This is a genomic window from Brevundimonas sp. ALps5 (assembly GCF_058681645.1).
Genome location: NZ_CM178744.1, coordinates 2586601 through 2609922, shown reverse-complemented (window position 1 = coordinate 2609922; position 23322 = coordinate 2586601). Strand labels below are relative to the sequence as shown.

Genomic DNA, 23322 nt, shown 5'->3' with positions numbered 1-23322 from the left:
GCGCACGGCGGCGCAAGCCGTCGTTATGGCGCGAAAGGGTGAGGGGTCATGCCCTCCCCGCTCAACGACAGAACCCCTCACCCTCCCACTCGCTGCGCTCGCGGGTCCCTCCCTCTCCCTCCGGGAGAGGGGAAGCGATAGGGTGACGGAACCCATCGCCCCCTCACCGCTTGAGGCTCCCATGAAGAAAGCCATCGTCACCGGCGGCGCCGGACTTGTCGGAACCGGCCTCTGCGCCGCCCTGATCGAGGCGGGGTGGGAGGTCGCGTCGTTCGATCTGAAGCCGGGGCATGACGGCGCGCGGTCGATGATCTGCGACGTCGGCGACGAGGCCTCGGTCAAGGCGGCCTATGCGGAACTAGGCTGGGAGACGCTGGACCTGCTGGTCAACAATGCGGGCATCGCCTCGCCGAACCGCGGGCCGATGGCCGAGCTGTCGCTGGCCGACTGGCGCAAGGTGACCGACAGCCATCTGACCGGCGCCTTCCTGATGAGCCGGGCGGCGATCCCGCTGCTGCGAGAGAGCGGGAGCATCGTCCACATGGTCTCGACCCGGGCCTTCATGTCCGAGCCGGACACCGAGGCCTATGCGGCGTCCAAGGGAGCGATGGTCGCCCTGACCCACGCCATGGCCATCAGCCTGGGACCGAAGATCCGCGTCAACGCCGTGGCGCCCGGCTGGATCTCGGACGGCAAGGGGCTGAGCCAGGCCGACAACGAGCAGCACCCGGTCGGCCGCGTCGGCCGTCCCGACGACATCGCGGGGGCGGTGCTCTATCTCGCCGAGGCCGGTTTCGTCACCGGTCAGGTCCTGACCGTCGACGGCGGCATGACGAAGAAGATGATCTACGTCGAATAGGAACTGACCAAGCCGCGCCTTGACTCCCGAAGCGCTCGCCTCGATACTTAAGTGAATGCTACAGTATCAATCCGAGCCGCTCGACCTCGCCTTCCAGGCCCTGTCCGATCCCGGACGGCGGGCCATGGTCGAACGGCTGAGCCAAGGCCCCGCCTCGGTCAGCCAGCTGGCCGAACCCCTGCCGATGACCCTGTCGGCCGTCGTCCAGCATCTGAAGGTTCTGGAAGAAGCCGGATTGGTGAAGAGCGAGAAGCGGGGCCGGGTCCGGACTTGCACACTGGAGATCGCCGCCATGACCCGGGTCGAACGCTGGATCGCCGAGCGCAAGCGCTTCTGGGAAGGCCAGTACGATCAGTTGGAGGCCTATCTGGCCCAAACGGCGCCCGAGGAGGAGAAGCCATGACCGTCCACAACGCCACCTTCGTCATCGAGCGGGTGTTGAACGCCTCACCCAGCCGCGTCTTCGACGCCTACCGCACCCTGGAGGCCCGCAGCGCCTGGTTCCGAGCCCCGTCCGAGATCGAGACCCTGAACCGCGACTTCGACTTCCGCGTTGGAGGCCGGGAGCGGTTCCATGCCCGCTGGCCCAGCGGCATGGTCACCGACTTCCAGGCCGTCTTCCATGACATCGTCGAGGATGAGCGGATCATCCTCGTCTACGACATGTTCCACAACGGCGATAAGCTGTCGGTCTCGCTGCAGACGCTGGAGTTGCGACCCGAGGGCGACGGCCGGACCCGGCTGATCCACACCGAACAGGGCTCCTATCTGGTCGGCGGCGCCGAAGCCGTGGCCAGCCGCGAGCACGGCACGGCCTGGCACATCTACAATCTGGCGGCCGTGCTCGAGGGCCGTGAACCCAAGGCCTTCTCATGACCCTCGAACTGTTCGCCCACCCCTTCTCATCCTACTGCCAGAAGGCGCTGATCGCCTTCCATGAGAACGACATCCCCTTCACCTACCGGATGATGGAGGACCCCGGCGTCGGGGAAGAGTTCGCGGCGCTCTGGCCGATCAAACGCTTCCCGATCCTGCGCGACGGCGACCGGGTGGTGCTGGAGACCTCGATCATCATCGAGTACCTCGCCGTCCATTATCCCGGGCCGGTGAAGCTGATCCCCGAGGATGCGGATCTGGCGCTGGAGGCGCGGATGCTGGACCGGTTCTTCGACAACTATGTCATGACGCCCCAGGGCGACATTGTCTTCGAAAGCCTGCGCCCCGCTGAGGCCCGCGATCCCTATGGCGTCAAACAGGCCCGCGAGATGCTGGAGACAAGCTACGCCTGGCTGGACGCGCGAATGAAGGACCGAACGTGGGCGGTGGGCGAGACCTTCACCATCGCAGACTGCGCCGCGGCCCCGTCCCTGTTCTACGCCGACTGGACACACCGGATCCCAGAGCATCACACCCACCTGCTGGCCTATCGCGCCCGGCTGCTACAGCGTCCGTCCTTCGCCCGCGCGGTCGATGACGCCCGCCGCTTCCGCCACTACTTCCCTCTGGGCGCGCCCGACCGGGATTAGGCGGGCGCCATCGCCTTCTCGGCTTCCTTGAAGGGCGCCAGTTGATCGGCCAGGGCGCGCTGGAAGGCGGGCCTCGCCTCGGCGCGCTTCACATAGGCGTCCAGCTTCGGGAAGTCGGTGAGGATGTCCGTGTGGCGCAGGTCGCGCAGGACGTGGGTCATGATGATGTCGGCGGCCGAGAAGCGGTCGTCGGCGAACCAGCTGCGGTCGCCCAGCGCCGCCTGCAGCTCACCCAGACGACGACGCACGAACTCCTCGACCTGAGGTCGGCGCTCTTGCCCCCAGGCGCTGTCGGCGGCGAAGAGGTCGATGGTCGCCAGCTGCCCGACCCAGGGCTCGATTGAGTTGGAGGCCGCGAACAGCCAGCAGGTGACCCGGTCCTTACCAGCCTCGTCGGCGGGCATCAGGACGTCGGACCTCCTCGCGACGTGCAGGACGATGGCGCAGCTTTCGAACATCTGCAGGTCGCCCTCGCGATAGGCCGGGACCTGACCGAAGGGCTGGAGCGCGCGATATTCGGACGTGCCCTGGTCCTCGAAGCCGATCAGATGTTCGCCGTACGGAATGCCGGCCTCCTCCAGCGCCCAGCGGACGCGGATGTCGCGCACGGACCCTTGCGCGAACGGCGGGACCCATTTGAAGGCGGTGACCTGGATCATGGCAAAGCTCCCGATTGATCTTTTACGTTGATATCAACATAATCGACCTCATGTCGACTCCCCATCCCTTTGCGACGACGATTCACATCCGCGATCACTGCCTGTGTCTGCACGCCCAGCGCGCGGCGCGGCGACTGTCGCGGCATTTCGACGAGGCGATGCGGCCAGTGGGGATCACCTCAGGCCAGTTCTCCCTGCTGAACGGCCTGAACCGGCCCGAGCCGCCGACCATCGGGGCTGTGGCGAGCCTGCTGGCCATGGACCGGTCGACGGTGACGGCCAACCTCAAGCCGCTGGAACGTCAGGGACTGGTGCGGATCGAGGCGGATCCCGAGGACCGGCGCGGGCGGCGCATCGCCCTGACCGAACAGGGCCTCGCCCTGCTGGCTGCCGCCACCCCGATCTGGACCCGCGAGCACGCCGCCATCGAGGCGACGCTGGACGGCGGCGGCGACGCCCTGCGCGCCGGCCTCAGTCGACTGGTCTGAACAGCCTGATCTGAAAACCAGTCCCAACTGCGGCACGCCACACTCCGGACAGGGTTGAGGTTCTGTGCTAGAAGAACCATCTGTCCCCTGACCACGCCCGCCTTCCGAGCCCGCCCGATGTACGAGACCCCCGAACTGGACAACGAGACCTTCACCCGGTCGAGCGCCATCCGGATCTATGATCAGGACGACTTCGAGGGCATGCGCATCGCCGGCCGTCTTGTCGCCGAGGCGCTGGACATGATCGTTCCGCACGTCGTGCCGGGCGTGACCACGGGCGAGATCGACGACCTGATCCGGGAGTACACCCTGGACCGCGGCGGCCTGCCCGCCTGCCTGGGCTACAAGGGCTATACGAAGACGGTCTGCACCTCGATCAACCACGTCGTCTGCCACGGCATTCCGGGCGACCGGGTCCTGAAGGACGGCGACATCGTCAACATCGACCACACCGTCATCGTCGACGGTTGGCACGGCGATTCCAGCCGCATGTATGCGGTCGGCAATATCAATCCGCGCTCGAAGAAGCTGATCGACGTCACCTACGAGGCCCTGATGCTGGGTCTCGAGCAGGTGAAGCCCGGCAACACCTTCGGCGACATCGGCTATGTCATCCAGCGCCACGTCGAGGCCGCCCGCATGAGCGTGGTGCGCGACTTCTGCGGCCACGGCATCGGCCGCGTCTTCCACGACAGCCCCAATGTCCTGCACTACGGCCGCAAGGGCGAGGGCGCCGTGCTCAAGCCCGGCATGTGTTTCACGGTCGAGCCCATGGTCAATCTGGGCAAGCCGCATGTGAAGGTTCTGTCGGACGGCTGGACCGCCGTGACCCGCGACAAGTCCCTGTCGGCCCAGTGCGAGCACACCGTCGGCGTGACCGAGGACGGGGTCGAGATCTTCTCGGCCAGCCCCGCCGGCCTGTTCCGCCCGAACTGAGCCTGATGATCATCGCCGCGCTCGCCGCCGCAGCGATGGCAGCACAGGCCGCGCCTGAACCCCATCGTTTCGTCCTGACCGGCGCGGGCCGGTTCGCCGTCTTCGCCGACCTGTCGACGATCAAACGCGACGGCGACACGGCGACGATGCGCTCCTTCCAGGTGGTCGAGCCCGGCTTCACGGCGGGCGCCAACGCCTACTGGGGCGGCTGGTCGCGCTGGCGCTTTGACTGCAAGGCCCTGACCGCCGACCGGCTGGATTTCGCCGGGGTGCGCGAGGGCGGCGCGGAAGGCCCGTCCAGCCCCGACAACCAGCCTGCCTATGCCGCCTCGCCCGGCGGGGATGCCGCCGAGCTTCTGGCCGCCGCCTGTGGCGACCCGAACCGTCCGGCCGAGGCTACGACGCTTGAGGACGCGGTTCGGCGTGGACGAGCCGCTCTGGCGGAATAGCCTGCCCCCGATCCCAGTCCAGCCGGTCCCTCGGCAGGGCCTGGGGGCACTGGTCGCGCATGAAGGCCATCAGCTTCTCGCGGATCTCGCAGCGCAGGTCGAAGGCGACGGGCGCCGACCGGGCGCTGGCCAGACAGCGCACCTGCATGACCCGTTCGGTGATGTCGGTGACCTGCATCACCTGAACGTCGCCGTCCCAGAGCTTCGAGCTCTTCACGATCCCCTCGAAGGCCTCGCGCAGCCGGTCGATGGGCGCCTCATAGTCGACGTAGAACATGGCTGTGCCGATCAGCCGGGCGCTCTCGCGGGTCCAATTCTGGAAGGGATTGGTGATGAACCAGCTGAGCGGCAGGACCATCCGCCGCCAGTCCCACAGCTTGACCACGACATAGGTGGCGGTGATCTCCTCGACATTGCCCCACTCGTTCTCGACGATGACAGCGTCGTCGATGCGGATGGGCTGGGTCAGGGCGATCTGGATCCCGGCCAGCAGATTGGTCAGCACCGGCTGCAGGGCCAGACCGGCGATAATGCCGACCACCCCCGCCGAGGCCAGCAGACTGACGCCCCACTGACGGAAGCCGGCGATGGTCATCAGGGCCAGACCCACGGTCACGATCAGCAGCAGCACCTTGGCCACCCGCTGCAGGATGCGGGTCTGGGTATAGTGTTTGCGCGCGACCAGATTGTCCTCGGCGGTGATGTTGAACCGCCTCAGGTGCATTGCCGTCCACATGTCGAGCACGCCCGAGGCCAGCCAGCCCAGCGTCAGGATGAAGGCGAACAACAGGGCCGCCCGCGCCTGCGTCGACGGGCCCGGGTCCATCGGCGAGACGGTCACACCGATGCCCAGGGCGACGATGATCATCATCACGCGCAGCTTGGCCCGCCCGCGCTCGACCACCCCACGCCAGAAGACGTCGCGGTTCTTCACGACCCGACGCAGGATGGCGAAGGCCAGCTTGTGCACGATCCAGCCCCCGCCGACGAAGACGGCGAGCACGATCGCCACCACCGCCCATTCAGGCAGCCAGTTGAACTGCCGCCACAGGACGGCGATCTCGCGGGTGATGTTGTGGATTTCGGGAGGCATCGGGCTTTAACGCGCCAGCCGCCGCCCTGTTTCGCAGTTGCGAAGTCACGTGCCTGTATCCGGGCGCGGGACTATAAGGCCCACAGGACAGCAGAGCGCGGCGGATGGAACTTCAGAAGAGAGCCTTTGCCGCTTTGAAGGGCGTAGGAACGGCCCTGAAGGTCCTCGCCTTCACCGGCCTTGCGTCACTGATCTTGATCGAGATTATGGCGTTGTCCAGCGGTCGCCGGGGCTTTGGGCCTCACGGTCCGTACACTCATCTCACGACTGTCAGAGACGGGTCAGCGCAAGCCTGGCTGTCGGGAACGGAGGCGATGATTCATTCCATCGCGACGGTCGTCTGGTGGTCAGCCCTGGTCCTGTTCGCGCTGGTGCAGATATCCATCAATGAAGGATGGATCTCACGAAGGGCCGACTAGCCCGCCGTCGCCTCGACCAGATCGGCCAGACGCTGGGCCGCGTCCGGAATGGCCACCGTCTTCGCCGCCGCGCTCATCACCGCCAGCTTGGCCGGGTCGGACAGCAGGGGCAGCAGCACGTCGGTCAGGCGGTCGATGGTGACGTCGTCCTCGGCGATCACCTTCGCGGCCTCGACGTCGGTCAGGGCCCTGGCGTTCAGGGTCTGGTGATCGTCGGTGGCGATCTTCAGCGGGATCAGGACCGACGGCAGGGCGGCGACGGCCAGCTCGGCGCAGGTCGAGGCGCCGGCCCGGCCGATGACCAGATGCGCCTCGGACAGGCGCGCGGCCATGTCGCGGAAGAAGGGGGCGACGACGGCGTCGATCCCGGCCTCCAGATAGATCTGACGTGCAGCCTCCAGCGTCTCGGGCCGCGACTGCTGCTGGACCTTCAGGCGCTTACGGATGGGCTCTGGCAGGGCCGCCAGCGACCGGGGCGTGGTCTCCGACAGGATGCGCGCGCCCTGGCTGCCGCCGGTCACCAGCACATGGATCGGACCATCGGGCGCCGGGGCGACGTAAGACCGGTCGAACAGGGCGCGGATCTCGGCCCGGACCGGGCTGCCCACCACCTCGGCCTTCAGTCCCTCGGGCCCATGCTTCAGCGTCGGGAAGGAGGAGGCGACGACCTTGACCCGCCCGGCCAGCAGCCGGTTGGTGCGGCCCAGCACGGCGTTCTGTTCGTGAATGAGCGTCGGCTTGCCCTGCGTCAGGGCCGCGACCAGAGCCGGGGCCGACGGATAGCCGCCGAAGCCGACGACCACGCCCGCGTCCAGACGGCTGAAGGCCGAGCGCGCCTGCAGCACGCCCCGGGTGATCGCCAGACCGGCCTTCAGCAGGGCGACAGGCCCCGAGCCGGTGGCGGTGTCGAGATAGAGCTTTTCTTCGGCCGGGAAGTTGGCGGCGTACTTCTCCCCCCGCTGGTCGGTCGCCAGCACCACCCGCCAGCCCCTGGCCGTCAGCTCGCGCGACAGGGCCTCGGCCGGGAACATATGCCCGCCGGTGCCCCCGGCGGCGACGACGCAGACCTTGCTCGACATAGAACTCTCTAGGGCAGGATACGCCGCCGCGGACGCGACAGGCTGGCCCCCGGCTCGTAGGCGCCGGGACGGCGGCGGGTCAAGGCCAGAGCCAGCCCCATCGTCAGTCCCATGGCCAGCATGGACGAGCCGCCATAGCTGATGAAGGGCAGGGTCATGCCCTTGGTCGGGATCAGGTTCAGGTTCACCGCGCAGTTGATACAGGCCTGAAGCCCGATCAGGATGAACAGGCCCGCCGCCGCCGTCTGTTCGAACGGGTCGTTCAGCTTCATCGCCCGGCGCATGCCGCGAATGACGATGAAGGCATAGAGGCTGATGATCGTCAGGCTGAGCACCAGACCGAACTCCTCGGCCGCGACCGAATAGATGAAGTCGGTGTGCAGGTCGGGGACGTGGCGCTTCATGACGCCCTCGCCCACCCCGCGCCCGAACAGGCCGCCGGCGCGGATGGCGTCGGAGGCGCGGTCGATCTGGTGGGTGTCGGTGGTCTCGGGATTGGTGAAGCGGCTTAGACGGTCGCGCATATGGCCGAACATGAAGTAGAGCGACACCACCCCGCCGGCAGCGGCGGCGGCCAGCACCGCCATCCACTTCAGCGGCACCCCGGCCATGAAGAAGACGCACATGAAGGTGGTGGTGATCAGCAGGGTCTGGCCGATATCCGGCTGGATCAGCAGCAGGCCGACGACCAGGGCCCAGAAACCGAAGGCGATGGAGACGCCGGGCACCCCCTGCCCCTTCTGGCCTTCGGCGAACATCCACGCCGCGAAGATGATCAGGCAGGGTTTCACGAACTCCGACGGCTGAAGGCTGAACGGACCCAGGTTCACCCAGCGCGCCGCGCCCTTCACCTCATCGCCGATGAACGGCAGGGCGGCCATGACGACGATGGCGCCGAGCAGGCCCAGCACGGCCAGCCGCCGCACGCCGCGCGGCGAGAACAGGGACACCGTCAGCATGATCCCGCCCCCGACCGAGGCCCAGACGATCATCCGCCAGGAATAGTGGAAAGGGTCGGTGATCGATTCATCGGCCAGGATGGCGGCCGGCGAGGAGGCGAAGCTCAGCGCCACCCCCATCGACATCAGCACCAGCGCCGCGCCCAGCAGGGCGCGGTCGACCGTCCAGAACCACTGCGCCAGCGGGCTGGGGTCGTTGCGCGAAAACGGCGGGACGTAGGAGGTGCTGGTCATGGTTCGCTAACCATGAACGACAGGGGTAGCTCCAAGGTTAAGAGCCGCCGCCCGGAACGCCTCTCCGCGCGCCTCGAAGTCGGGATATTGATCGAAAGATGCACAGGCGGGCGACAGAAGCACGATCTGGTCACCACCGGCCGCCTTCGCGTCCTCGGCCGCCTGCGCGACCGCGACGTCGAGGGTCCTGGAGATCACATGCGGCGTGTCGCCCAGCGTCCCGGCGAAGGCCTCGGCCGCCTCCCCGATCAGGTAGGCTTTGGTGACCACGCCGAAGAGGTCGGTCAGGTCGTCGATGCCGCCGTCCTTGGCCTTGCCCCCTGCGATCCAGAAGACGGCGGGGTAAGACGTCAGGGCCTGGCGCGCGGCGTCAGCATTGGTCGCCTTGGAGTCGTTGATGAAGCGGACCGGGCCCAGACGGCCGACCTCCTCCATCCTGTGGGCGAGACCGGGGAAGCTCATCAGGCCGGCGACGGCGGCGGCGTTCGAGACCCCCACCGCCCGGGCGGCGGCATAGGCGAAGGCGGCGTTCTGGGCGTTGTGCCGGCCCGGCAGGGAGCGCGCCCCGGCCAGTTCGGTGACGAAGACCCCGTCGACCGTCAGATGGCCGTCGGTGGCGTCCACGATAATGAACCGCCCCGCCTCGAAGGCCGGGACCAGATCGGGCCGCTCGGCCTCCAGATCGGCGACCGGGACGCTGTGACGCCGCTCGCCCGGCGTGCGGGTCGTGATGGTGCTGACGCGCAGGCGGCGCGAGTTCAGGTCGCCGACCACCGCCCAGCCCCAGTCGTCGTCGACCCCGACCAGCGCCAAACGTTCGGGCGTCTGGGTCTGGAACAGCCGCCGCTTGGCCGCGACATAGCCTTCCATTCCGCCATGGCGGTCCAGATGGTCAGGGGTGACGTTGGTCAGGATCGCCACGTCGGGTGAGAAGCCCGTCGTCAGGTCCAGCTGATAGCTGGAGACCTCGATCACATAGACCTCGACCTCGGCGGGCGCCGGCAGGGCCAGGACGCCGATGCCGATATTGCCGCCGACCGCGACCTTGAGGCCGGCCTGTTTGAGGACCCAGCCGGTCAGGGCGGTTGTCGTCGACTTGCCGTTGGTGCCGGTGATGGCGACCACCTTGGGCCGCACGGCTTCCGGCGTGGCGGCCAGGGCCCGGGCGAACAGTTCGACGTCGCCCATGACGGGCACCCAGGCGGCCTTGGCCTTTTCCACCGTCCAGTGCGGCTTCGGATGGGTCAGGGGCGCGCCGGGCGACAGGATCAGGGCCGCGAACGACGTCCAGTCCGCCGTGGTCAGGTCCTCGACGGTGAAGCCCTCGGCCTCCGCCTGCATCCGGCCCGAGACGCTGTCGTCCCACAGGATGGGGATGGCCCCGCCCGCGTGCAGGGCCCGCGCCGCCGTGATCCCCGACCGGCCCAGGCCGAAGACGGCGACGCGACGCCCCTCGAAACCGGGAACCGCGATCATGGGATCAGCGCAGTTTCAACGTCGCCAGACCGGCGAGCGCCAGCATGGCGGCGACGATCCAGAAGCGGATCACCACCGTCGATTCCGGCCAGCCCAGCTTTTCGAAATGGTGGTGGATCGGCGCCATCAGGAAGATGCGCTTCTTGGTGGCCTTGTAGTAGCCGACCTGGATCATCACCGAGGCGGCCTCCAGCACGAACAGGCCGCCGACGATGCCCAGCACCAGCTCGTGCTTGGTGGCGACCGCGATGGAGCCGAGCGCGCCGCCCAGGGCCAGCGAACCCGTGTCGCCCATGAATATCTTGGCCGGCGGGGCGTTGTACCAGAGGAAGCCCGTGCCGCCGCCGATGATGGCGGCGCAGAAGATGGCCAGCTCGCCCGAGCCCGGCACATGGTGGACGCCGAGATATTCGGCGAAGATGAAGTTGCCGACGAGGTAGGCGATCAGGCCGAAGGCGGCCGAGGCCATCATCACCGGCACGATGGCCAGACCGTCCAGACCGTCGGTCAGGTTCACGGCGTTGGAGAAGCCCACGATCGTGAAGGCGGCGAAGATCACATAGAACCAGCCGACATTCAGCAGCACGTTCTTGAAGAACGGGAAGGCGATCGAGGTCTCGAGATTGGGCGAGGTCGGCGACTGGGTCATCCACAGCACCGTCAGTACGCCCGCGATGACCGAGACGACCACCTGGGCGACCAGCTTCTGTTTCGAGGTCAGCCCGGCCGAGGTCTGTTTCGTGACCTTGGCGTAGTCGTCGATGAAGCCCAGCACCCCGAAGGCCGCCGTCACGAAGCTGACGATCCAGATATAGGGGTTGGTCAGGTCGCCCCACAGCAGGACGGCGACGCCGATGCCCGCCAGGATCATCAGGCCGCCCATGGTCGGGGTGCCGACCTTGGACAGATGCGAGACCGGGCCGTCGTCGCGGATCGGCTGACCCCGACCCTGTTTGGCGCGGATCCAGTTGATGAACCGGCTGCCCATCGCCACCGCCACGATCATCGCCGTGGCCATGGCCAGGGCGACGCGCACCGTCTGATACTGGATCAGGTGGAGAAGCGGATAGTCCTTCGCCACGTCGGCGTAGTGCAGGTACAGCAGGTAGAACATCGTGGAGGGGCTTTCCTTTGTCCCTTTCCGGACGCGCGTTCGGCGCGACCGTGCCTTCAGGCCTTATGCGCCGTTCCCGGGGTTGTCGAGCGCGGCCAGGGCCTTTGCGACCAGAGAGGCCTTCGAACCGTTCGATCCCTTGACCATGACGATGTCGCCGGGGGCCACGAGTTCGCTCGCCCGCGCCGCCAGTTCGGCCGAGGTCGCGGCCCAGAGACCTTGGCGCGAGACCGGCAAGGCGTCGTACAGGTGGCGCATCTGGGGACCGGCGGCGTGGACCAGATCCAGCTTCGCGGCCTCTATGGTCTCGGCCAGGCCGGCGTGCAGGGCCGTCGATTGATCGCCCAGCTCGAGCATGTCGGACAGGACGACGACGCGGCGTCCCCCGCCCGAGACCGGCTTGGCGCCCAGGCTCATGAAGCCGGCCCGCATCGACAGGGGATTGGCGTTGTAGCTCTCGTCGATCAGGGTGAAGGCGCCGCCGGGAATGCGCACCGTGCGGGTCTCGCCCCGCCCGGCCAGAGGCTGGAACTCCGCCAGCGCCGCGAAGGCCGTCTCCAGCGTCACGTCGAGCGCCTCCAGCATCAGGATCACCGCGAGGCTGTTCAGCCCCCAGTGGAAGCCCGTCTGCTTCAGGGTGAAGGCGTGGGTCCGGCCCCGGATCTCGGCCGTGACCTTCGCCCCGTCCGGGCCGGGAACGAAGTCGATCAGGCGGGCGTCGGCGCCCGCGCCGGAGCCGAACAGGGCGATCTGGGCTCCCTGCCCCGCCGCCGCCTCGCGCAGCAGGTCGACCCAGACATTATCGCCGTTGATCACCGCCACGCCGTGGGCGTCGAGGCCCTGGAAGATGGCCGACTTCTCGCGCGCCACCCCGGTCTCGCCGTCGGAGAAGCCCTCGATATGGACCGGCCCGACGGTGGTGACACAGGCCGCGTGCGGGCGGACCATCTTCGACAGCGGCCCGATCTCGCCGGGCGCGTTCATGCCGATCTCGAACACAGCGCGCTCGACCGTGGCCGGCATGCGGGCCAGCGTCAGGGGCACGCCGATGTGGTTGTTATAGCTCTTGATCGAGGCATGGGCCGGACCGGCCAGATCCAGACCCGCCTTGATCGCCTGGGTCACGCTGGTCTTGCCGACGCTGCCGGTGACCGCGCCGCGCCGGACCTGGGGCGCACGATCCCGCGACGCCATGCCGAGTGCTTCCAGCGCCTTGAGGGTATCGGGAACGACGACGCAAGGCCCGCCCTCGACCACCCGTTCGACCAGGGCGCCGGAAGCTCCACGGGCGAAGGCGGCGGCGGCGAAGTCGTGACCGTCGCGCTCGCCCTTCAGGGCCAGGAACAACTCCCCCGGACCGATCTCGCGGCTGTCGTAGGTCAGGCCGGAAACGTTGAAATCGCCGCCCTCGATCCGTCCACCGGTGGCCGCGGCGATCTCGGGCGCCGTCCACAGCGGCGGATGGGTGTCAGGCATAGGCGAGCAGGGCCTCGGTCGCTTCGGTGACGTCGTCGAAGGGATGGGTCACCCCGGCGACGATCTGACCCTGTTCATGCCCTTTTCCGGCGATGACCACCACATCTCCTTCGCCCATCAGCGATATGGCGTGATGGATGGCTTCGCGGCGATCGCCGATCTCCAGCGCGTCAGGGCAGCCCTTCTTCACTTCCGCGCGGATCAGGGCGGGCTTTTCGGAGCGGGGATTGTCGTCCGTCACGATCGCGACATCGGCCAGACGTCCGGCGATCTCGCCCATCAGGGGCCGCTTGCCGCGATCCCGATCGCCGCCTGCGCCGAAAACCACGATCAGCTTGCCGGTCGCATGGGGACGCAGGGCGGTCAGCACCGTCTCCAGCCCGTCGGGGGTGTGGGCGTAGTCGACATAGACCTCGCCGGGCGCCGCGACGCCCTCCGGGCCACGCACCCGCTGCAGCCGCCCTTGCGCGCCGGTGATCCCTTCCAGCGCGCCCAGCACCCGGTCGGCGCTCTCGCCCGCGGCGATGCACAGGCCTGCGGCGACCAGAGCGTTGGAGGCCTGGAAGGCGCCGGCCAGAGGCAGCAGAATATCGTGGACCACGCCACGCACGTCGATCGACAGGCGCTGGCCCTCGGGCGTCGCCTTGCGCCCGATCAGGGCCAGGTCGCGACCACGCTCGCCCACGCCCATGATACCCAGACCCGACATGATGCTGGCCGAGGCGAAGCTGGAATAGGCATCGGAGTCGGCGTTCAGCACCGCCGTCCGGCCCCGCGGCAGCAGGGTCTCGAACAGCCTCAGCTTGGCGGCCCGGTACTCTTCCATCGTGCCGTGATAGTCGAGGTGGTCCTGGGTCAGGTTGGTGAAGCCCGCCGCCTTGATCGTGACCCCGTCCAGACGGCGCTGGTCGATGCCGTGCGACGAGGCCTCCAGCGCCAGATGGGTGACTTGTTTCGCGGCCAGCTCGGCCAGCAGACGCGCGGCGTCGGCGGCGTCGGGGCTGGTCAGGCCGGGGCCGGTCAGGCTGTAGGTCTTGTCGCCCTTCTGACCCACGACGCCCAGGGTGCCCATGCTGGCCGACTTGAGGCCGAGACCGGCCCAGATCTGGCGGCAGAAGGCGGCGACCGACGTTTTGCCATTGGTGCCAGTGATGGCGACGCAGGTCGCCGGCTGGGCGCCGTAGAAGCTGCGGGCGGCCAGGGCATAGGCCCGGCGCACATCGCCCGATGTGACCAGCAGCGGCGCCGTATCGATCGGGGTGTCGACCGGAGCCAGGATCGCCGCGGCGCCCTGGGCCAGGGCCTGGGGGATGAAGGCGCGGCCGTCCGCGGCGCTGCCCGGCAGGGCAACGAACAGCGAGCCCGGCGCGACCTTGCGGCTGTCGGCGGTCACCCCGGTGATCACCGGGTCGGAGGCCACGTCGCGGCGCAGCAGATCGGAGAGGTGAATGGCGCTCATCGACCGTCGCCCTCAACATCCTGGAAGCGCGGAATCTTGTCGCCCATGGCGGTGCGATACGGATCGGCCTTGCGCTGCACGCCGAGGAAGCCGGCGATGCGGTCGGCGATACGGCCCACAGCCGGGGCCGCGACGAAGCCGCCGGTCTTGGGATAGCTCTGCGGCTCGTCCATCAGGACCAGGATCGAATAGCGGTGCGTGCCGATCGGACCGTCCGCCGGGAAGATGGCGGCGAAGGTGCCGACCGCGTGGCTGGGATCATAGCGGCCATTGACCAGCTTGTTGGCCGAGCCGGTCTTGCCCCCGACCCGCAGACCCGGTGCCTCGGCGAAGTTGCCCGAGCCGGCGACGACGTTGCGGCGCATCAGTTCCAGCATGGTCAGGGAGGTCTGTTCCGACACCACCCGACGGCCCTCGCCCCGGTTCGGAGCCCCGCCACGACGCAGGCTCAGCGGCAGGTAGCGACCGCCGTTGCCCAGCGCATTCATGGCCGCGGACATCTGGGCCGGAGTGATGGAGATGCCGTAGCCGAAGGACATGGAGGCCAGCGTCGAGTCCGACCAGTCGCGAGGCCGGATCGGACGCGCCGATTCCTTCAGCTCGATCGGCGCCGGGGCCAGGAAGCCGAAGCGGTCCAGATAGTCGCGCATCATCGTCCCGCCCATGCCGACGGCGAGGCGCGACGAGCCGATGTTGGACGAGTGCAGATAGACTTCCTCCAGGCTCAGCACCCGGTTGGTGGCGTGGAAGTCGGTGATCTTGCGCGTGCCGATCATATAGGCGCTGGAGGCGTCGATCATGGAGTTCATGTCAGCCCGGCCGGCGTCGACGGCGGCGGCGATGGTGAAGGTCTTGAACACAGACCCCATCTCATAGACCGAGCCCACGGCCCGGTTCATCGTGCCCAGCGGCCAACTGGCCATGCCGAGGATTTCGCCGGTCCGGGTGTCGGCGACGATGCCGACCGCGCCCTTGGACCCGTTGGCGATGGCGGCGGCGGCCAGTTCGTTCTCCAGCACGCCCTGAACCCGCAGGTCGATCGACAGGGGGAAGTCCTCGCCGCGCTGGCCGGCGGCCCGGATCTCGTCGTTGAAGGCCAGTTCGGCGCCCGACAGGCCCTGCCCACCGGTGTCAGCCGTGCCGACGACGTAGGTGGCCGAGTTGTTGAGCGGATAGACGCGGCGGTCCTCGGGCTCGAACGACACCCCGCCCAGGGCCAGGGCGTGGATCGTCGCCCGCTCGCGCGGGGTCAGGCCGGGCTGGACGATCAGGCGGCGATCGCCGAACAGCACCTTGCGCAGGCGGCTGGCCGGGATGGCCGGCAGGGCGCGATGGATCTGCTCATAGGCCAGATCGCGATCCCAGACCTCGGCCGGATCGATATAGAGGCCGTAGTGGGTGATGTTGGAGGCCAGCAGGGCGCCGTTGCGGTCCACCAGATCGGCGCGCGACAGTGCGTTGGGATTGGATGAGGCGCTCGCTCCGCCGCGGTCGGCGAACAGGGCCGCGTGGGCCGCGCCCAGCGCCAGCCCGACGAAGACCAGCGAGAAGACGCAGGTGATCAGGAAGATGCGAACCCGGGTGTCTTCCTCGGGCCGGCCGTCGGCGCGGGCGCGCTCGAAGGCGTGTTCGATCCACCAGATGCCCGACGAGATCAGCCGAAGCCAGGGCGACAGGCTCTGGCCCACGGTCGAGCCCAGATCCGGGCCCACACCCGGGCGTTGGCCCGGCGCGGGCCGGTGATAGTCGGTGCGGTGATCGTGGGCGCTCACAGCGGCTCTCCCGGCGTCCTGGGAGCCTCGGGCGCGGGCGCCGCGGCGGGCGCCGGGGTCGGGGCATGCGCCGGCGCGTGGGTCGGCTTGAGTTCGGGCAGTTCGGTCTCGGTCGCCTGACGCCGCACATCGACGGGGGCCAGGCCGGCCTCGCGCGACAGGGCTTCCAGCCGGCTGGGCTGCTCCAGACGCGAGATCTCGGCGCGCAGCAGACGCACGCGCTGACGGTTCTCGGCGATGTCGCGGTTCAGTTCGTCGATGCGGCCGCTCTCGCGCGCCGCCGCGGTCTTGGCGATATAGACCGAGAAGATCATGGCCGCGACCAGCACCACGCCGATGATCTCGACCCAGCGGACGCCACGCACCCTCCAGTCGAACAGCCGCTTGAGCATCAGGGAGGCGTTCATGCGGCGGCCCTCCAGACGGGGGCGTCGGTGCGGACGCCGGCGCGCAGCCGGGCCGACCGTGCGCGCGGATTGGCCGCCAGCTCTTCCTCGCCCGCCTCGCGCGCGCCCTTGAACAACAGGGTGAAGCTGGGCTTGCGAGTCTCGACGGCGACGGGCGCGTGGCGCGAGCCGCCCGGCGCATTGCCGCTGCGTTCGGTGAAGAAGGCCTTCACGATCCGGTCTTCCAGCGAGTGGAAGGTCACGACTGCCAGACGGCCGCCCGGCGACAGGCTGGCTTCGGCGGCGGCGAGACCGGCTTCAAGCTCGCCCAACTCGTCATTGACCGCGATACGCAGGGCCTGGAAGGTCCGGGTCGCCGGATGGGTCGGGGCGCCGCGACGGCCGCCCAGCGCCTTTTCGACGACCTCCGCGAGGTCGAGCGTACGGGTAAAGGCCTGGCTCTGGCGGCGGCGCAGGATGGCCGTAGCGATCCGCCCCGACTGGCGCTCTTCGCCGTACAGCTTGATCAGATGGGCCAGCGGCCCGTGCTCATAAGTGTTGACGATGTCGGCCGCCGTCAGGCCCTGATCGGACATCCGCATGTCGAGCGGTCCGTCGCGCATGAAGGAGAAGCCGCGCTCGGCCTGATCCAGCTGCATCGAGGACACCCCGATGTCGAACACGGCGCCGTCCAGCCGCGCCTTGCCGCTACCTTCGAAGGCCTCGGCCAGACCGGAGAAGGGGGTGCGGACGAGAGTGAACTGGCCGGGAAAATCCTTCGCCACCGCATCGGCGTGCGGCTGGACCGTCGGATCGCGATCCAGGGCGATGACCTGCGCGCCCGTCGACAGGATGGCGCGGGTATAGCCGCCGGCGCCGAAGGTGGCGTCGATCATCGTCTCGCCGGGCCTGGGCGACAGGGCTTCAATGACCTCGGCGATCAGGACGGGAGCGTGGGGAGATGCGGTCATGCACCCTGCCCCGACATGACGACGCCGGCCCGCTGGCGGCTGACCGGCTTGCGGGCTTCCCACCGGGCCTTGTCCCAGATGCGGAAGCGGGTCCCCTGACCCAGGATGACGACCTCATCGGTCAGCCCGGCTTCTTCACACAGGCTCTCCGGCAGGGTGATCCGCCCGCCGCCGTCATAGGAGAGCGGGCGCTGAGCGGCATAGAAGGCCTCTTCCAGCGCCGTGCGGTCCTCGCTTCCGAACGGCAGCGCCTCGATGCGGCGAACATAGTCGGCCATCAGCGGATCGCCGCCGGCCTCAAGACAGTCGTCGGTCATGGAGAAGAAGCAGAAGACGCCGTGCTCGGCGCCGTTGTCGGCGGTGCGGAACTCCTGAGGGATCAGGAGGCGGCGCTTGCCGTCCAGCTGCTTCTCATAGGTTCCGAGAAACACGCCCTGATCCCATCGGGCTCCTCAGCCCGTCCCTCGCAAATCATCCAGCCGCCCGAGAGCCGGACGCGATCACCCCCGGGCTCACTAAACTGGGATAACATGGGATCAGATGGGTCTCAATGGGATTGGAAGGCACTTTTTAACCATGTTCCGACTGTGTTCCTGATGTCGCGTAATGATACGTAAGAACATACATAGAACATCGTCAGTAACGCCGATCCGTCGGCCAGTCTGACAGTCGCGGGTCTCCAGAGGATTAACGAACAAAATCAAGTCACCCGCCCGGGTTCCGTGGCGGAACCGTGACAACCGGGGCGCGCACGCTTGCCGAGGCGAATGCTCGCGCTGGTCATGCCAAAGTTAGGTGTGGATCGTCAGCCGACCGCGCTTCACCGAACGGCAAAGGTTAACGCCGCAAAGCGCTCAACCGGCCTCAAGTCGCCCGAGGGGCGGTAGGCCAAACATCCGGCCTCAAGCAGCCGGCAGGCGGTAGGCCAAAAATAAAGTCAGACGGCCTGTAAGCCGGGTTCTGTTCCGTCCGAAGACAGCGACGATCATTCCTCTGGACCGCCCATTGCTGGACGGTTCTCGCGACCTACCCGGATGCCTCGGGCGGTGACCCTGCAAGCGAGCTTGCGCGACATCCCTATTCGGTCTTGCTCCAGGCGGGGCTTGCCATGCCGGTCCTGTTGCCAGTCCCGCGGTGGGCTCTTACCCCACCCTTTCACCCTTCCCTGCGTCGCGACGCAGGCGGTTTGCTTTCTGTGGCGCTATCCCTCGGGTCGCCCCGGGCGGGCGTTACCCGCCGCCTTTTCACCGTGGAGCCCGGACTTTCCTCGACGAAGCAAGCTCCGCCGCGACCGCCCGGCCGTCTGACGGCGGCGTTAGTGAGGGTTTAGAGGGGCGACGTCAATTCAGAACGCCCGTCACGCTCTCGGCCGTGGCCAGCTGCAGCACCCCCATCAGGGTTGCGCGGGTCTCGCCGTCGGCGACGCCGTCGACACGGTCCTGACGCCAGTGACGCTGGAAGGCCTTCACGGTCGCGGCGGTTTCCGCGTCATAGGTCCCGCCCGGCTGCAGCGCATAACCCAGCCGGTGCAGGCCGGCGCGCAGCACGACGACGCCGATCCCCTCGTCCCCGAGCTGGAGAAAGCCGCCGAGCGCGGCGATCCGCTCCTGCGCCGGCTCGAACCACAGACCATGCCCCGCCTGGGCCAGACGCTTCCACGGGAAGAGCTCGCCGGGGTCCTCCTTGCGTTCGGGCGCCAGGTCGGAGTGGGCGATGATGCGGGCGTCGGGAATGCTCCAGCGCGAGCGGATGTCGGCGACCAGGGCGATCACCGCCTCGATCTGCGCCTCCGGGAAGGCGCGGTAGCCGAACTCATGGCCCGGATTGACGATCTCGATGCCGATGGAGGCGGCGTTGACGTCGGTCTCGCCCTGCCAGGCCCCGCGCCCCGCGTGCCAGGCGCGGCGTTCCTCGGGCACCAGAGAGAAGATCCGCCCGTCCTCCTCGACCAGATAGTGGGCCGAGACCTCGGCGGCCGGGTCGCGCAGCCGCGCCAGAGCCGCTTCACCGGTCGGCATGCCGGTATAGTGCAGGACCAGAATGTCCGGCGGCCCGCGCCGCGCATTGAAGTTGGGCGACGGCGCGTCTTCGAATTTCAGGGGCATTGAGATGGCCTCGGGCCGGGCGCCTTAGCGGCCCTGGCGTTCCCAGCCGTAAGCGACCCAGGTGTCGCCGACCTTGCGGGCCTCGATCACGTCGTCGCCGCGACGGGCGCGGACGGTCATCTTGCGGCGCGCGCCCATGGCCAGTCCGGCGAAGAAGACCAGAACGCTGGCGACCACGGCGATGACGGCCACGGCGGCGGCGGTGAAGACGGCCAGGATCGCGCCGACGGCCAGGGCGACGACCGTCGCCACCAGACCGCCCAGCCACATCACCGGCGCGAGCCAGCCGCTCGTCTGGCGACGGGCGTTGAAGCCGAGCGGCGTGAAACGGTCCTGGGTCATTCGAATCCCTTTCGAGGCGTCCCGGAGAACGCCTGAGCCCCCAATGTCGGTCCATAGAGGTGAACCGTCAATGACCAAGGGCTTCACACCCGGTGTGAAGCCCTGACTTTCGTCGGTTTTCGATCAGTTCAGCGGCTGATCGGCCATGACCACGGCGCCGCGGCTGCGCATCCGGTCGGCCTCGACCATCCGGGCGGTCGCCTGGACCTGCGGGTCGGACATCACCCCGCCGATCGTGATCAGGGCGTGGGCCGCCTCGCTGGAAACGCCGAAGGCCGAGGACAGGGCCTCCCACGGCGATTCCGCCTTGGGGTAGCGCTTGAAGCGAACCGAACGGTCGGCCGGGATCTTGGCCAGCTCACGCGCCTTGCCGATGGCCTCGGTCAGGCCGCCCAGCTGGTCGACCAGACCCAGTTCCTTGCCTTGCGCGCCGGTCCAGACGCGGCCGCGCGCGATCTCGCGCACCCGGTCGATCGGCAGGCGGCGCCCGGTCGAGACCCGCTGGACGAATTCGTCATAGGTCTTGTCCATCGAGGCGGCGAAGGCGGCGCGCTGGCTGGCGGTGAAGGGCTCGGTCGGGGAGAAGGCGTCGGAATAGTCGCCGCCCACCGAGATGCCGCGCATGTCGACGCCGAACCGGGCCAGCGCCGGGGCGAGGACGAACTTGCCGCCGAAGACGCCGATGGAGCCGGTCAGGGTCGAGGGCTGGGCCACGATCCAGTCGGCCTCGGAGCTGATCCAGTAACCGCCAGAGGCGGCATAGGAGCCCATCGACACCACCACCGGCTTGCCGGCGGCCTTGGCCGCGCGCACGGCGGCCAGGATCTGTTCGGAGGCTTCGGGCGAACCGCCGGGCGAGGAGACGCGGAAGACGATGGCCTTCACGTCCTTGTCCTCGATGGCGTCATAGATGGCCTTGGCCGTCTCGTCGGAATGGATGGAGGAACCGCCGCCGAAGCCGCCGCCACCACCGCGACCGGTGACGATGTCACCCTCGGCCCCGACGATGGCGATGGCGTCCTTGCCCGAGCCCTCGCGTTCGCCCTGCGAGGCGGCATAGTCGCCGAACTCGATGATCTCGGCATTGGAGCCGGCGCGGCGCTTCGCTTCTTTCTCGGCCTCCTCGACCTGGCCGATCTTGTCGATCAGCTTCAGCGACAGAGCCTGCTGAGCCGAATAGGGGCCGGCCTCGATGGCGGTCTTGAGCGCCGCCGGAGCAATCTTGCGGTCCGCGGCGGCATTGCCGAGCGCGTTCTCATAGATGGAGGTCATCCAGGCCGTCATCGCCTCGCGGTGCGGACCGGTGAAGTCGGACTGGGTGTATTCGTTGACCGCGTTCTTGTACTCGTAGCGCTGCTCGAAATCGGCCCGGACGCCGTATTTCTCGAACGCCCTGCCGAGGAAGACCTCGCTGGACGAGAAGCCCGTGACCTGGAAGTTGGCGGTGTTCTGCATCCACAGCTCAGACGCCGAGGCGCCGATCATATAGCTGTCGATCACGGTCCCGACGGGCTGGAAGCCCTGCGAATGGGCGATGACCGGCTTGCCCGAGGCGCGGAAGCGGCGGACCGCCTGACGGATCTCGTCGGCCGAGGCCGGGGTCACGCCGCCTTCGGGCAGGCGCAGCAGCAGAACCTTGACGTGCTCGTCCTTCTCCGCCTGGGCCAGGGTGTCGACCACCTTGACCACCGACAGGCCAGAGCCGCCGAAGGCCGCGAACGGGCTGGACGACGGCTGGTCCGAAATCCCGTCGCGCAGGTCCAGCTCCAGCACGGAGTTGGCGGCGGTCGTGGGCTTGGAAGAACTGGAGGCGATGCCGACCAAGGCCGTGATCAGGACGAAGGGCAGGACAATGAAGAACAACAGCAATCCGGCGAACACGCCGCCCATCGTCAGGAAGAACTGTTTCATGGTCGGGCGGCGTTCCGTCGCAGGGCCAATGGCGGCGCTTGAACGACCATAGAGGGCCGCCCGTCACCGTCAAATGAACGTATCGCGCCAGGCGAGAGGAAATCACGATTTCACCGCAACGCAGCAACGCGATTGATGCCCTCGGGTGAAATCCCTATATGAGCCGCCTGCGAGCGGGGGCCAATCGCCCCGCGTCATGACCGGACAGCACCTCCCATGCTGGTCACCCTGATGAAGGCCAAGCTGCACCGCGCGACGGTGACCCAGGCCGACCTCGACTATGAAGGCTCGATCGCCATCGACGGCGATCTGCTGGATGCTGCGGGAATCTTCCCGCACGAACAGGTCGATGTGCTCAACATCACCAACGGCGCCCGCTTCACCACCTACGCCATCGAGGCCCCGCGCGGTTCCAAGGTGATCGGCGTCAACGGCGCCGCCGCGCGCCTGGTCCAGAAGAACGACAAGGTCATCGTCGTGACCTACGGTCAGATGCCCCAGGAAGAAGCCCGTCAGTGGTCGCCGACCGTGGTCCTGCTGGACGACGCCAACAACATCAAGCGCGCCGCCTGATCCACCAGCCCCGAAGGGGTTGGACAGATTGCACCGGTGACGCCCTGCCCCATCCGTGGTTCAAGCCGCGGATGAGTGAAGCCACGTCCGATCCCCTGGCCCTGAAGAAGGCCGAGACCCGCGCCTGGTTCGAGGCCCTGCGCGACCGGATCCACGCCGGTCTGGAGGCGCTGGAGGACGCGGCGCCCGCCGACCTCTTCCCCGGCGAACCCGGCCGCTTCGTCCGCACCCCCTGGGCCCGCCCTGAAGGCGGCGGCGGGGTCATGGGCATGATGCACGGCCGGCTGTTCGAGAAGGTCGGGGTGCATTGCTCGACCGTCCACGGAACCTTCCCGGCGGACTATGCGAAGACCGTCCCCGGCGCCGCCGAGGACCCCCGCTTCTTCGCCACCGGCATCAGCCTGATCGCCCATCCGTGGAGCCCGCGCGTTCCGGCGGTGCATATGAACACCCGCTTCATCGCCACCACCAAAAGCTGGTTCGGCGGGGGCGCTGACCTCACCCCCGTGCTGGATGTCGACCGGACGCAGGACGCGCCCGACGCCCTGGATTTCCACGCCGCCATGAAGGCCGCCTGCGACGCCCACGACCCGAGCTATCACCCGCATTTCAAGGCCTGGTGCGACGAGTACTTCTGGCTGCCCCACCGCAATGAGCCGCGCGGCGTCGGCGGCATCTTCTTCGATCACCACGACACCGGCGACCACGCCGCCGACTTCGCCTTCACCCGCGACGTCGGCTCCGCCTTCCTCGACGTCTATTCGGACATCGTGAGCCGCCGCATGGCCGAACCCTGGACGGCCGAGGAGCGGCAGGAGCAGCTGGTCCGGCGCGGCCGCTATGTCGAGTTCAATCTGCTCTATGACCGAGGCACCATGTTCGGGCTCAAGACCGGCGGCAATGTCGAGTCGATCCTCAGCTCGATGCCCCCATCGGTCGCCTGGCCTTAAGGTCCGCGACAGAGGGACGCACCGCGCTTCCGCACCGTCTCCGCCTGTGACCTGATGGGCCTGTCGCTGGTCCCCCCGGCGACGGG

General features: G+C 68.1%; 25 protein-coding genes and 1 other RNA gene. 10 read left to right on the top strand and 16 right to left on the bottom strand.

Annotation, left to right across the window (positions count from 1 at the left end; translation table 11 throughout):
• The first annotated feature begins 181 nt into the window (after positions 1–181).
• Genes ACW172_RS12580 through ACW172_RS12565 form a run of 4 tightly spaced genes read left to right on the top strand, consistent with a single transcriptional unit; the run spans position 182 to position 2385 of the window.
• A complete protein-coding gene (locus tag ACW172_RS12580) occupies positions 182–859 on the top strand; it encodes an SDR family oxidoreductase (RefSeq protein WP_492031782.1) in 678 nt (225 codons plus the stop codon).
• A 55-nt stretch (positions 860–914) separates the two neighbouring features.
• Positions 915–1262, top strand: coding sequence for an ArsR/SmtB family transcription factor (locus ACW172_RS12575; protein WP_492031781.1), 348 nt, complete (start codon positions 915–917; stop codon positions 1260–1262).
• Positions 1259–1735 carry an SRPBCC domain-containing protein gene (locus ACW172_RS12570; protein WP_492031780.1) on the top strand — a complete coding sequence of 159 codons (477 nt, stop codon included), beginning with the start codon at positions 1259–1261 and terminating at the stop codon, positions 1733–1735. Before ACW172_RS12575 ends, ACW172_RS12570 begins: the two co-directional genes overlap by 4 nt.
• Positions 1732–2385 carry a glutathione S-transferase family protein gene (locus ACW172_RS12565; RefSeq protein ID WP_492031779.1) on the top strand — a complete coding sequence of 218 codons (654 nt, stop codon included), beginning with the start codon at positions 1732–1734 and terminating at the stop codon, positions 2383–2385. The genes ACW172_RS12570 and ACW172_RS12565 overlap by 4 nt, the downstream gene beginning before the upstream one ends.
• On the opposite strand, the gene ACW172_RS12560 is transcribed toward ACW172_RS12565, so the two are convergent.
• A complete protein-coding gene (locus tag ACW172_RS12560) occupies positions 2382–3044 on the bottom strand; it encodes a glutathione S-transferase family protein (protein ID WP_492031778.1) in 663 nt (220 codons plus the stop codon). The two genes, ACW172_RS12565 and ACW172_RS12560, sit on opposite strands and share 4 nt — an antisense overlap.
• A gap of 50 nt (positions 3045–3094) precedes the next feature.
• On the opposite strand from ACW172_RS12560, the gene ACW172_RS12555 reads away from it, so the two are divergent.
• From ACW172_RS12555 to ACW172_RS12545, 3 genes are all read left to right on the top strand, one after another.
• The gene (locus ACW172_RS12555) at positions 3095–3532 is read left to right on the top strand and encodes a MarR family winged helix-turn-helix transcriptional regulator (RefSeq protein ID WP_492031777.1); all 438 of its coding nucleotides are present in this window, start codon (positions 3095–3097) and stop codon (positions 3530–3532) included.
• Positions 3533–3649: 117 nt separating this feature from the next.
• Positions 3650–4468, top strand: a complete 819-nt coding sequence (map, locus tag ACW172_RS12550; RefSeq protein WP_492031776.1) for a type I methionyl aminopeptidase — start codon at positions 3650–3652, stop codon at positions 4466–4468.
• Between the two features lie 5 nt (positions 4469–4473).
• A complete protein-coding gene (locus ACW172_RS12545; protein ID WP_492031775.1) occupies positions 4474–4917 on the top strand; it encodes a surface-adhesin E family protein in 444 nt (147 codons plus the stop codon).
• On the opposite strand, the gene ACW172_RS12540 is transcribed toward ACW172_RS12545, so the two are convergent.
• Positions 4865–6010, bottom strand: coding sequence for a mechanosensitive ion channel family protein (locus ACW172_RS12540; RefSeq protein WP_492031774.1), 1146 nt, complete (start codon positions 6008–6010; stop codon positions 4865–4867). The genes ACW172_RS12545 and ACW172_RS12540 overlap by 53 nt on opposite strands.
• A 104-nt stretch (positions 6011–6114) precedes the next feature.
• Between ACW172_RS12540 and ACW172_RS12535 the strand changes: the two genes are divergently transcribed.
• Positions 6115–6429, top strand: a complete 315-nt coding sequence (locus ACW172_RS12535; RefSeq protein ID WP_492031773.1) for a hypothetical protein — start codon at positions 6115–6117, stop codon at positions 6427–6429.
• On the opposite strand, the gene murG is transcribed toward ACW172_RS12535, so the two are convergent.
• The 14 genes from murG to sppA form a co-directional block, all read right to left on the bottom strand.
• Positions 6426–7508 (bottom strand): undecaprenyldiphospho-muramoylpentapeptide beta-N-acetylglucosaminyltransferase, encoded by a 1083-nt coding sequence (gene murG, locus ACW172_RS12530; RefSeq protein ID WP_492031772.1) that lies wholly within the window; start codon positions 7506–7508, stop codon positions 6426–6428. The two genes, ACW172_RS12535 and murG, sit on opposite strands and share 4 nt — an antisense overlap.
• An 8-nt stretch (positions 7509–7516) precedes the next feature.
• Entirely contained in the window at positions 7517–8701 is a 1185-nt protein-coding gene (gene ftsW, locus ACW172_RS12525) for a putative lipid II flippase FtsW (RefSeq protein ID WP_492031771.1), read from the bottom strand.
• Positions 8702–8707: 6 nt separating this feature from the next.
• A complete protein-coding gene (gene murD / locus ACW172_RS12520; RefSeq protein WP_492031770.1) occupies positions 8708–10177 on the bottom strand; it encodes a UDP-N-acetylmuramoyl-L-alanine--D-glutamate ligase in 1470 nt (489 codons plus the stop codon).
• A 4-nt stretch (positions 10178–10181) separates the two neighbouring features.
• Entirely contained in the window at positions 10182–11291 is a 1110-nt protein-coding gene (mraY, locus tag ACW172_RS12515; protein ID WP_492031769.1) for a phospho-N-acetylmuramoyl-pentapeptide-transferase, read from the bottom strand.
• Positions 11292–11354: 63 nt separating this feature from the next.
• On the bottom strand, positions 11355–12767 hold the full coding sequence (locus ACW172_RS12510) for a UDP-N-acetylmuramoyl-tripeptide--D-alanyl-D-alanine ligase (protein ID WP_492031768.1): 1413 nt from the start codon (positions 12765–12767) through the stop codon (positions 11355–11357).
• Positions 12760–14226 carry a UDP-N-acetylmuramoyl-L-alanyl-D-glutamate--2,6-diaminopimelate ligase gene (locus ACW172_RS12505; protein WP_492031767.1) on the bottom strand — a complete coding sequence of 489 codons (1467 nt, stop codon included), beginning with the start codon at positions 14224–14226 and terminating at the stop codon, positions 12760–12762. Before ACW172_RS12505 ends, ACW172_RS12510 begins: the two co-directional genes overlap by 8 nt.
• Positions 14223–15938 (bottom strand): peptidoglycan D,D-transpeptidase FtsI family protein, encoded by a 1716-nt coding sequence (locus ACW172_RS12500; protein ID WP_492034977.1) that lies wholly within the window; start codon positions 15936–15938, stop codon positions 14223–14225. The genes ACW172_RS12505 and ACW172_RS12500 overlap by 4 nt, the downstream gene beginning before the upstream one ends.
• Positions 15939–15994: 56 nt before the next feature.
• Positions 15995–16405: a cell division protein FtsL gene (ftsL, locus tag ACW172_RS12495; RefSeq protein ID WP_492031766.1), complete on the bottom strand. Its 411-nt coding sequence runs from the start codon at positions 16403–16405 to the stop codon at positions 15995–15997.
• Positions 16402–17355, bottom strand: coding sequence for a 16S rRNA (cytosine(1402)-N(4))-methyltransferase RsmH (gene rsmH, locus ACW172_RS12490; protein ID WP_492031765.1), 954 nt, complete (start codon positions 17353–17355; stop codon positions 16402–16404). The genes ftsL and rsmH overlap by 4 nt, the downstream gene beginning before the upstream one ends.
• Positions 17352–17786, bottom strand: coding sequence for a division/cell wall cluster transcriptional repressor MraZ (locus ACW172_RS12485; protein WP_492031764.1), 435 nt, complete (start codon positions 17784–17786; stop codon positions 17352–17354). Before ACW172_RS12485 ends, rsmH begins: the two co-directional genes overlap by 4 nt.
• 502 nt (positions 17787–18288) lie before the next feature.
• Positions 18289–18662, bottom strand: an RNA gene (gene rnpB / locus ACW172_RS12480) — RNase P RNA component class A.
• A 33-nt stretch (positions 18663–18695) separates the two neighbouring features.
• A complete protein-coding gene (locus ACW172_RS12475; RefSeq protein WP_492031763.1) occupies positions 18696–19460 on the bottom strand; it encodes an N-acetylmuramoyl-L-alanine amidase in 765 nt (254 codons plus the stop codon).
• Between the two features lie 24 nt (positions 19461–19484).
• A complete protein-coding gene (locus tag ACW172_RS12470) occupies positions 19485–19802 on the bottom strand; it encodes a hypothetical protein (RefSeq protein ID WP_492031762.1) in 318 nt (105 codons plus the stop codon).
• Positions 19803–19925: 123 nt separating this feature from the next.
• On the bottom strand, positions 19926–21713 hold the full coding sequence (gene sppA, locus ACW172_RS12465; protein WP_492031761.1) for a signal peptide peptidase SppA: 1788 nt from the start codon (positions 21711–21713) through the stop codon (positions 19926–19928).
• A gap of 216 nt (positions 21714–21929) precedes the next feature.
• Here sppA and panD point away from each other — a divergent pair, with 216 nt between their 5' ends.
• Both panD and hemF read left to right on the top strand, forming a co-directional pair.
• Positions 21930–22286 carry an aspartate 1-decarboxylase gene (panD, locus tag ACW172_RS12460; protein ID WP_207868482.1) on the top strand — a complete coding sequence of 119 codons (357 nt, stop codon included), beginning with the start codon at positions 21930–21932 and terminating at the stop codon, positions 22284–22286.
• Positions 22287–22357: 71 nt separating this feature from the next.
• Positions 22358–23236, top strand: coding sequence for an oxygen-dependent coproporphyrinogen oxidase (gene hemF, locus ACW172_RS12455; RefSeq protein WP_492031760.1), 879 nt, complete (start codon positions 22358–22360; stop codon positions 23234–23236).
• Positions 23237–23322 lie beyond the last annotated feature (86 nt).

Bases quoted from the DNA above. Each gene is read 5' to 3' on its own strand.
- ACW172_RS12560 (WP_492031778.1), bottom strand. From the start codon at position 3,044: ATGATCCAGGTCACCGCCTTCAAATGGGTCCCGCCGTTCGCGCAAGGG.
- ACW172_RS12570 (WP_492031780.1), top strand. From the start codon at position 1,259: ATGACCGTCCACAACGCCACCTTCGTCATCGAGCGGGTGTTGAACGCC.
- ftsW (WP_492031771.1), bottom strand. From the start codon at position 8,701: ATGACCAGCACCTCCTACGTCCCGCCGTTTTCGCGCAACGACCCCAGC.
- mraY (WP_492031769.1), bottom strand. From the start codon at position 11,291: ATGTTCTACCTGCTGTACCTGCACTACGCCGACGTGGCGAAGGACTAT.
- panD (WP_207868482.1), top strand. From the start codon at position 21,930: ATGCTGGTCACCCTGATGAAGGCCAAGCTGCACCGCGCGACGGTGACC.
- sppA (WP_492031761.1), bottom strand. From the start codon at position 21,713: ATGAAACAGTTCTTCCTGACGATGGGCGGCGTGTTCGCCGGATTGCTG.
- ACW172_RS12565 (WP_492031779.1), top strand. From the start codon at position 1,732: ATGACCCTCGAACTGTTCGCCCACCCCTTCTCATCCTACTGCCAGAAG.
- ACW172_RS12580 (WP_492031782.1), top strand. From the start codon at position 182: ATGAAGAAAGCCATCGTCACCGGCGGCGCCGGACTTGTCGGAACCGGC.
- murD (WP_492031770.1), bottom strand. From the start codon at position 10,177: ATGATCGCGGTTCCCGGTTTCGAGGGGCGTCGCGTCGCCGTCTTCGGC.
- ftsL (WP_492031766.1), bottom strand. From the start codon at position 16,405: ATGAACGCCTCCCTGATGCTCAAGCGGCTGTTCGACTGGAGGGTGCGT.
- ACW172_RS12505 (WP_492031767.1), bottom strand. From the start codon at position 14,226: ATGAGCGCCATTCACCTCTCCGATCTGCTGCGCCGCGACGTGGCCTCC.
- hemF (WP_492031760.1), top strand. From the start codon at position 22,358: ATGAGTGAAGCCACGTCCGATCCCCTGGCCCTGAAGAAGGCCGAGACC.
- ACW172_RS12540 (WP_492031774.1), bottom strand. From the start codon at position 6,010: ATGCCTCCCGAAATCCACAACATCACCCGCGAGATCGCCGTCCTGTGG.
- ACW172_RS12470 (WP_492031762.1), bottom strand. From the start codon at position 19,802: ATGACCCAGGACCGTTTCACGCCGCTCGGCTTCAACGCCCGTCGCCAG.
- ACW172_RS12475 (WP_492031763.1), bottom strand. From the start codon at position 19,460: ATGCCCCTGAAATTCGAAGACGCGCCGTCGCCCAACTTCAATGCGCGG.
- ACW172_RS12510 (WP_492031768.1), bottom strand. From the start codon at position 12,767: ATGCCTGACACCCATCCGCCGCTGTGGACGGCGCCCGAGATCGCCGCG.
- ACW172_RS12555 (WP_492031777.1), top strand. From the start codon at position 3,095: ATGTCGACTCCCCATCCCTTTGCGACGACGATTCACATCCGCGATCAC.
- map (WP_492031776.1), top strand. From the start codon at position 3,650: ATGTACGAGACCCCCGAACTGGACAACGAGACCTTCACCCGGTCGAGC.
- ACW172_RS12575 (WP_492031781.1), top strand. From the start codon at position 915: ATGCTACAGTATCAATCCGAGCCGCTCGACCTCGCCTTCCAGGCCCTG.
- rsmH (WP_492031765.1), bottom strand. From the start codon at position 17,355: ATGACCGCATCTCCCCACGCTCCCGTCCTGATCGCCGAGGTCATTGAA.
- ACW172_RS12535 (WP_492031773.1), top strand. From the start codon at position 6,115: ATGGAACTTCAGAAGAGAGCCTTTGCCGCTTTGAAGGGCGTAGGAACG.
- ACW172_RS12545 (WP_492031775.1), top strand. From the start codon at position 4,474: ATGATCATCGCCGCGCTCGCCGCCGCAGCGATGGCAGCACAGGCCGCG.
- murG (WP_492031772.1), bottom strand. From the start codon at position 7,508: ATGTCGAGCAAGGTCTGCGTCGTCGCCGCCGGGGGCACCGGCGGGCAT.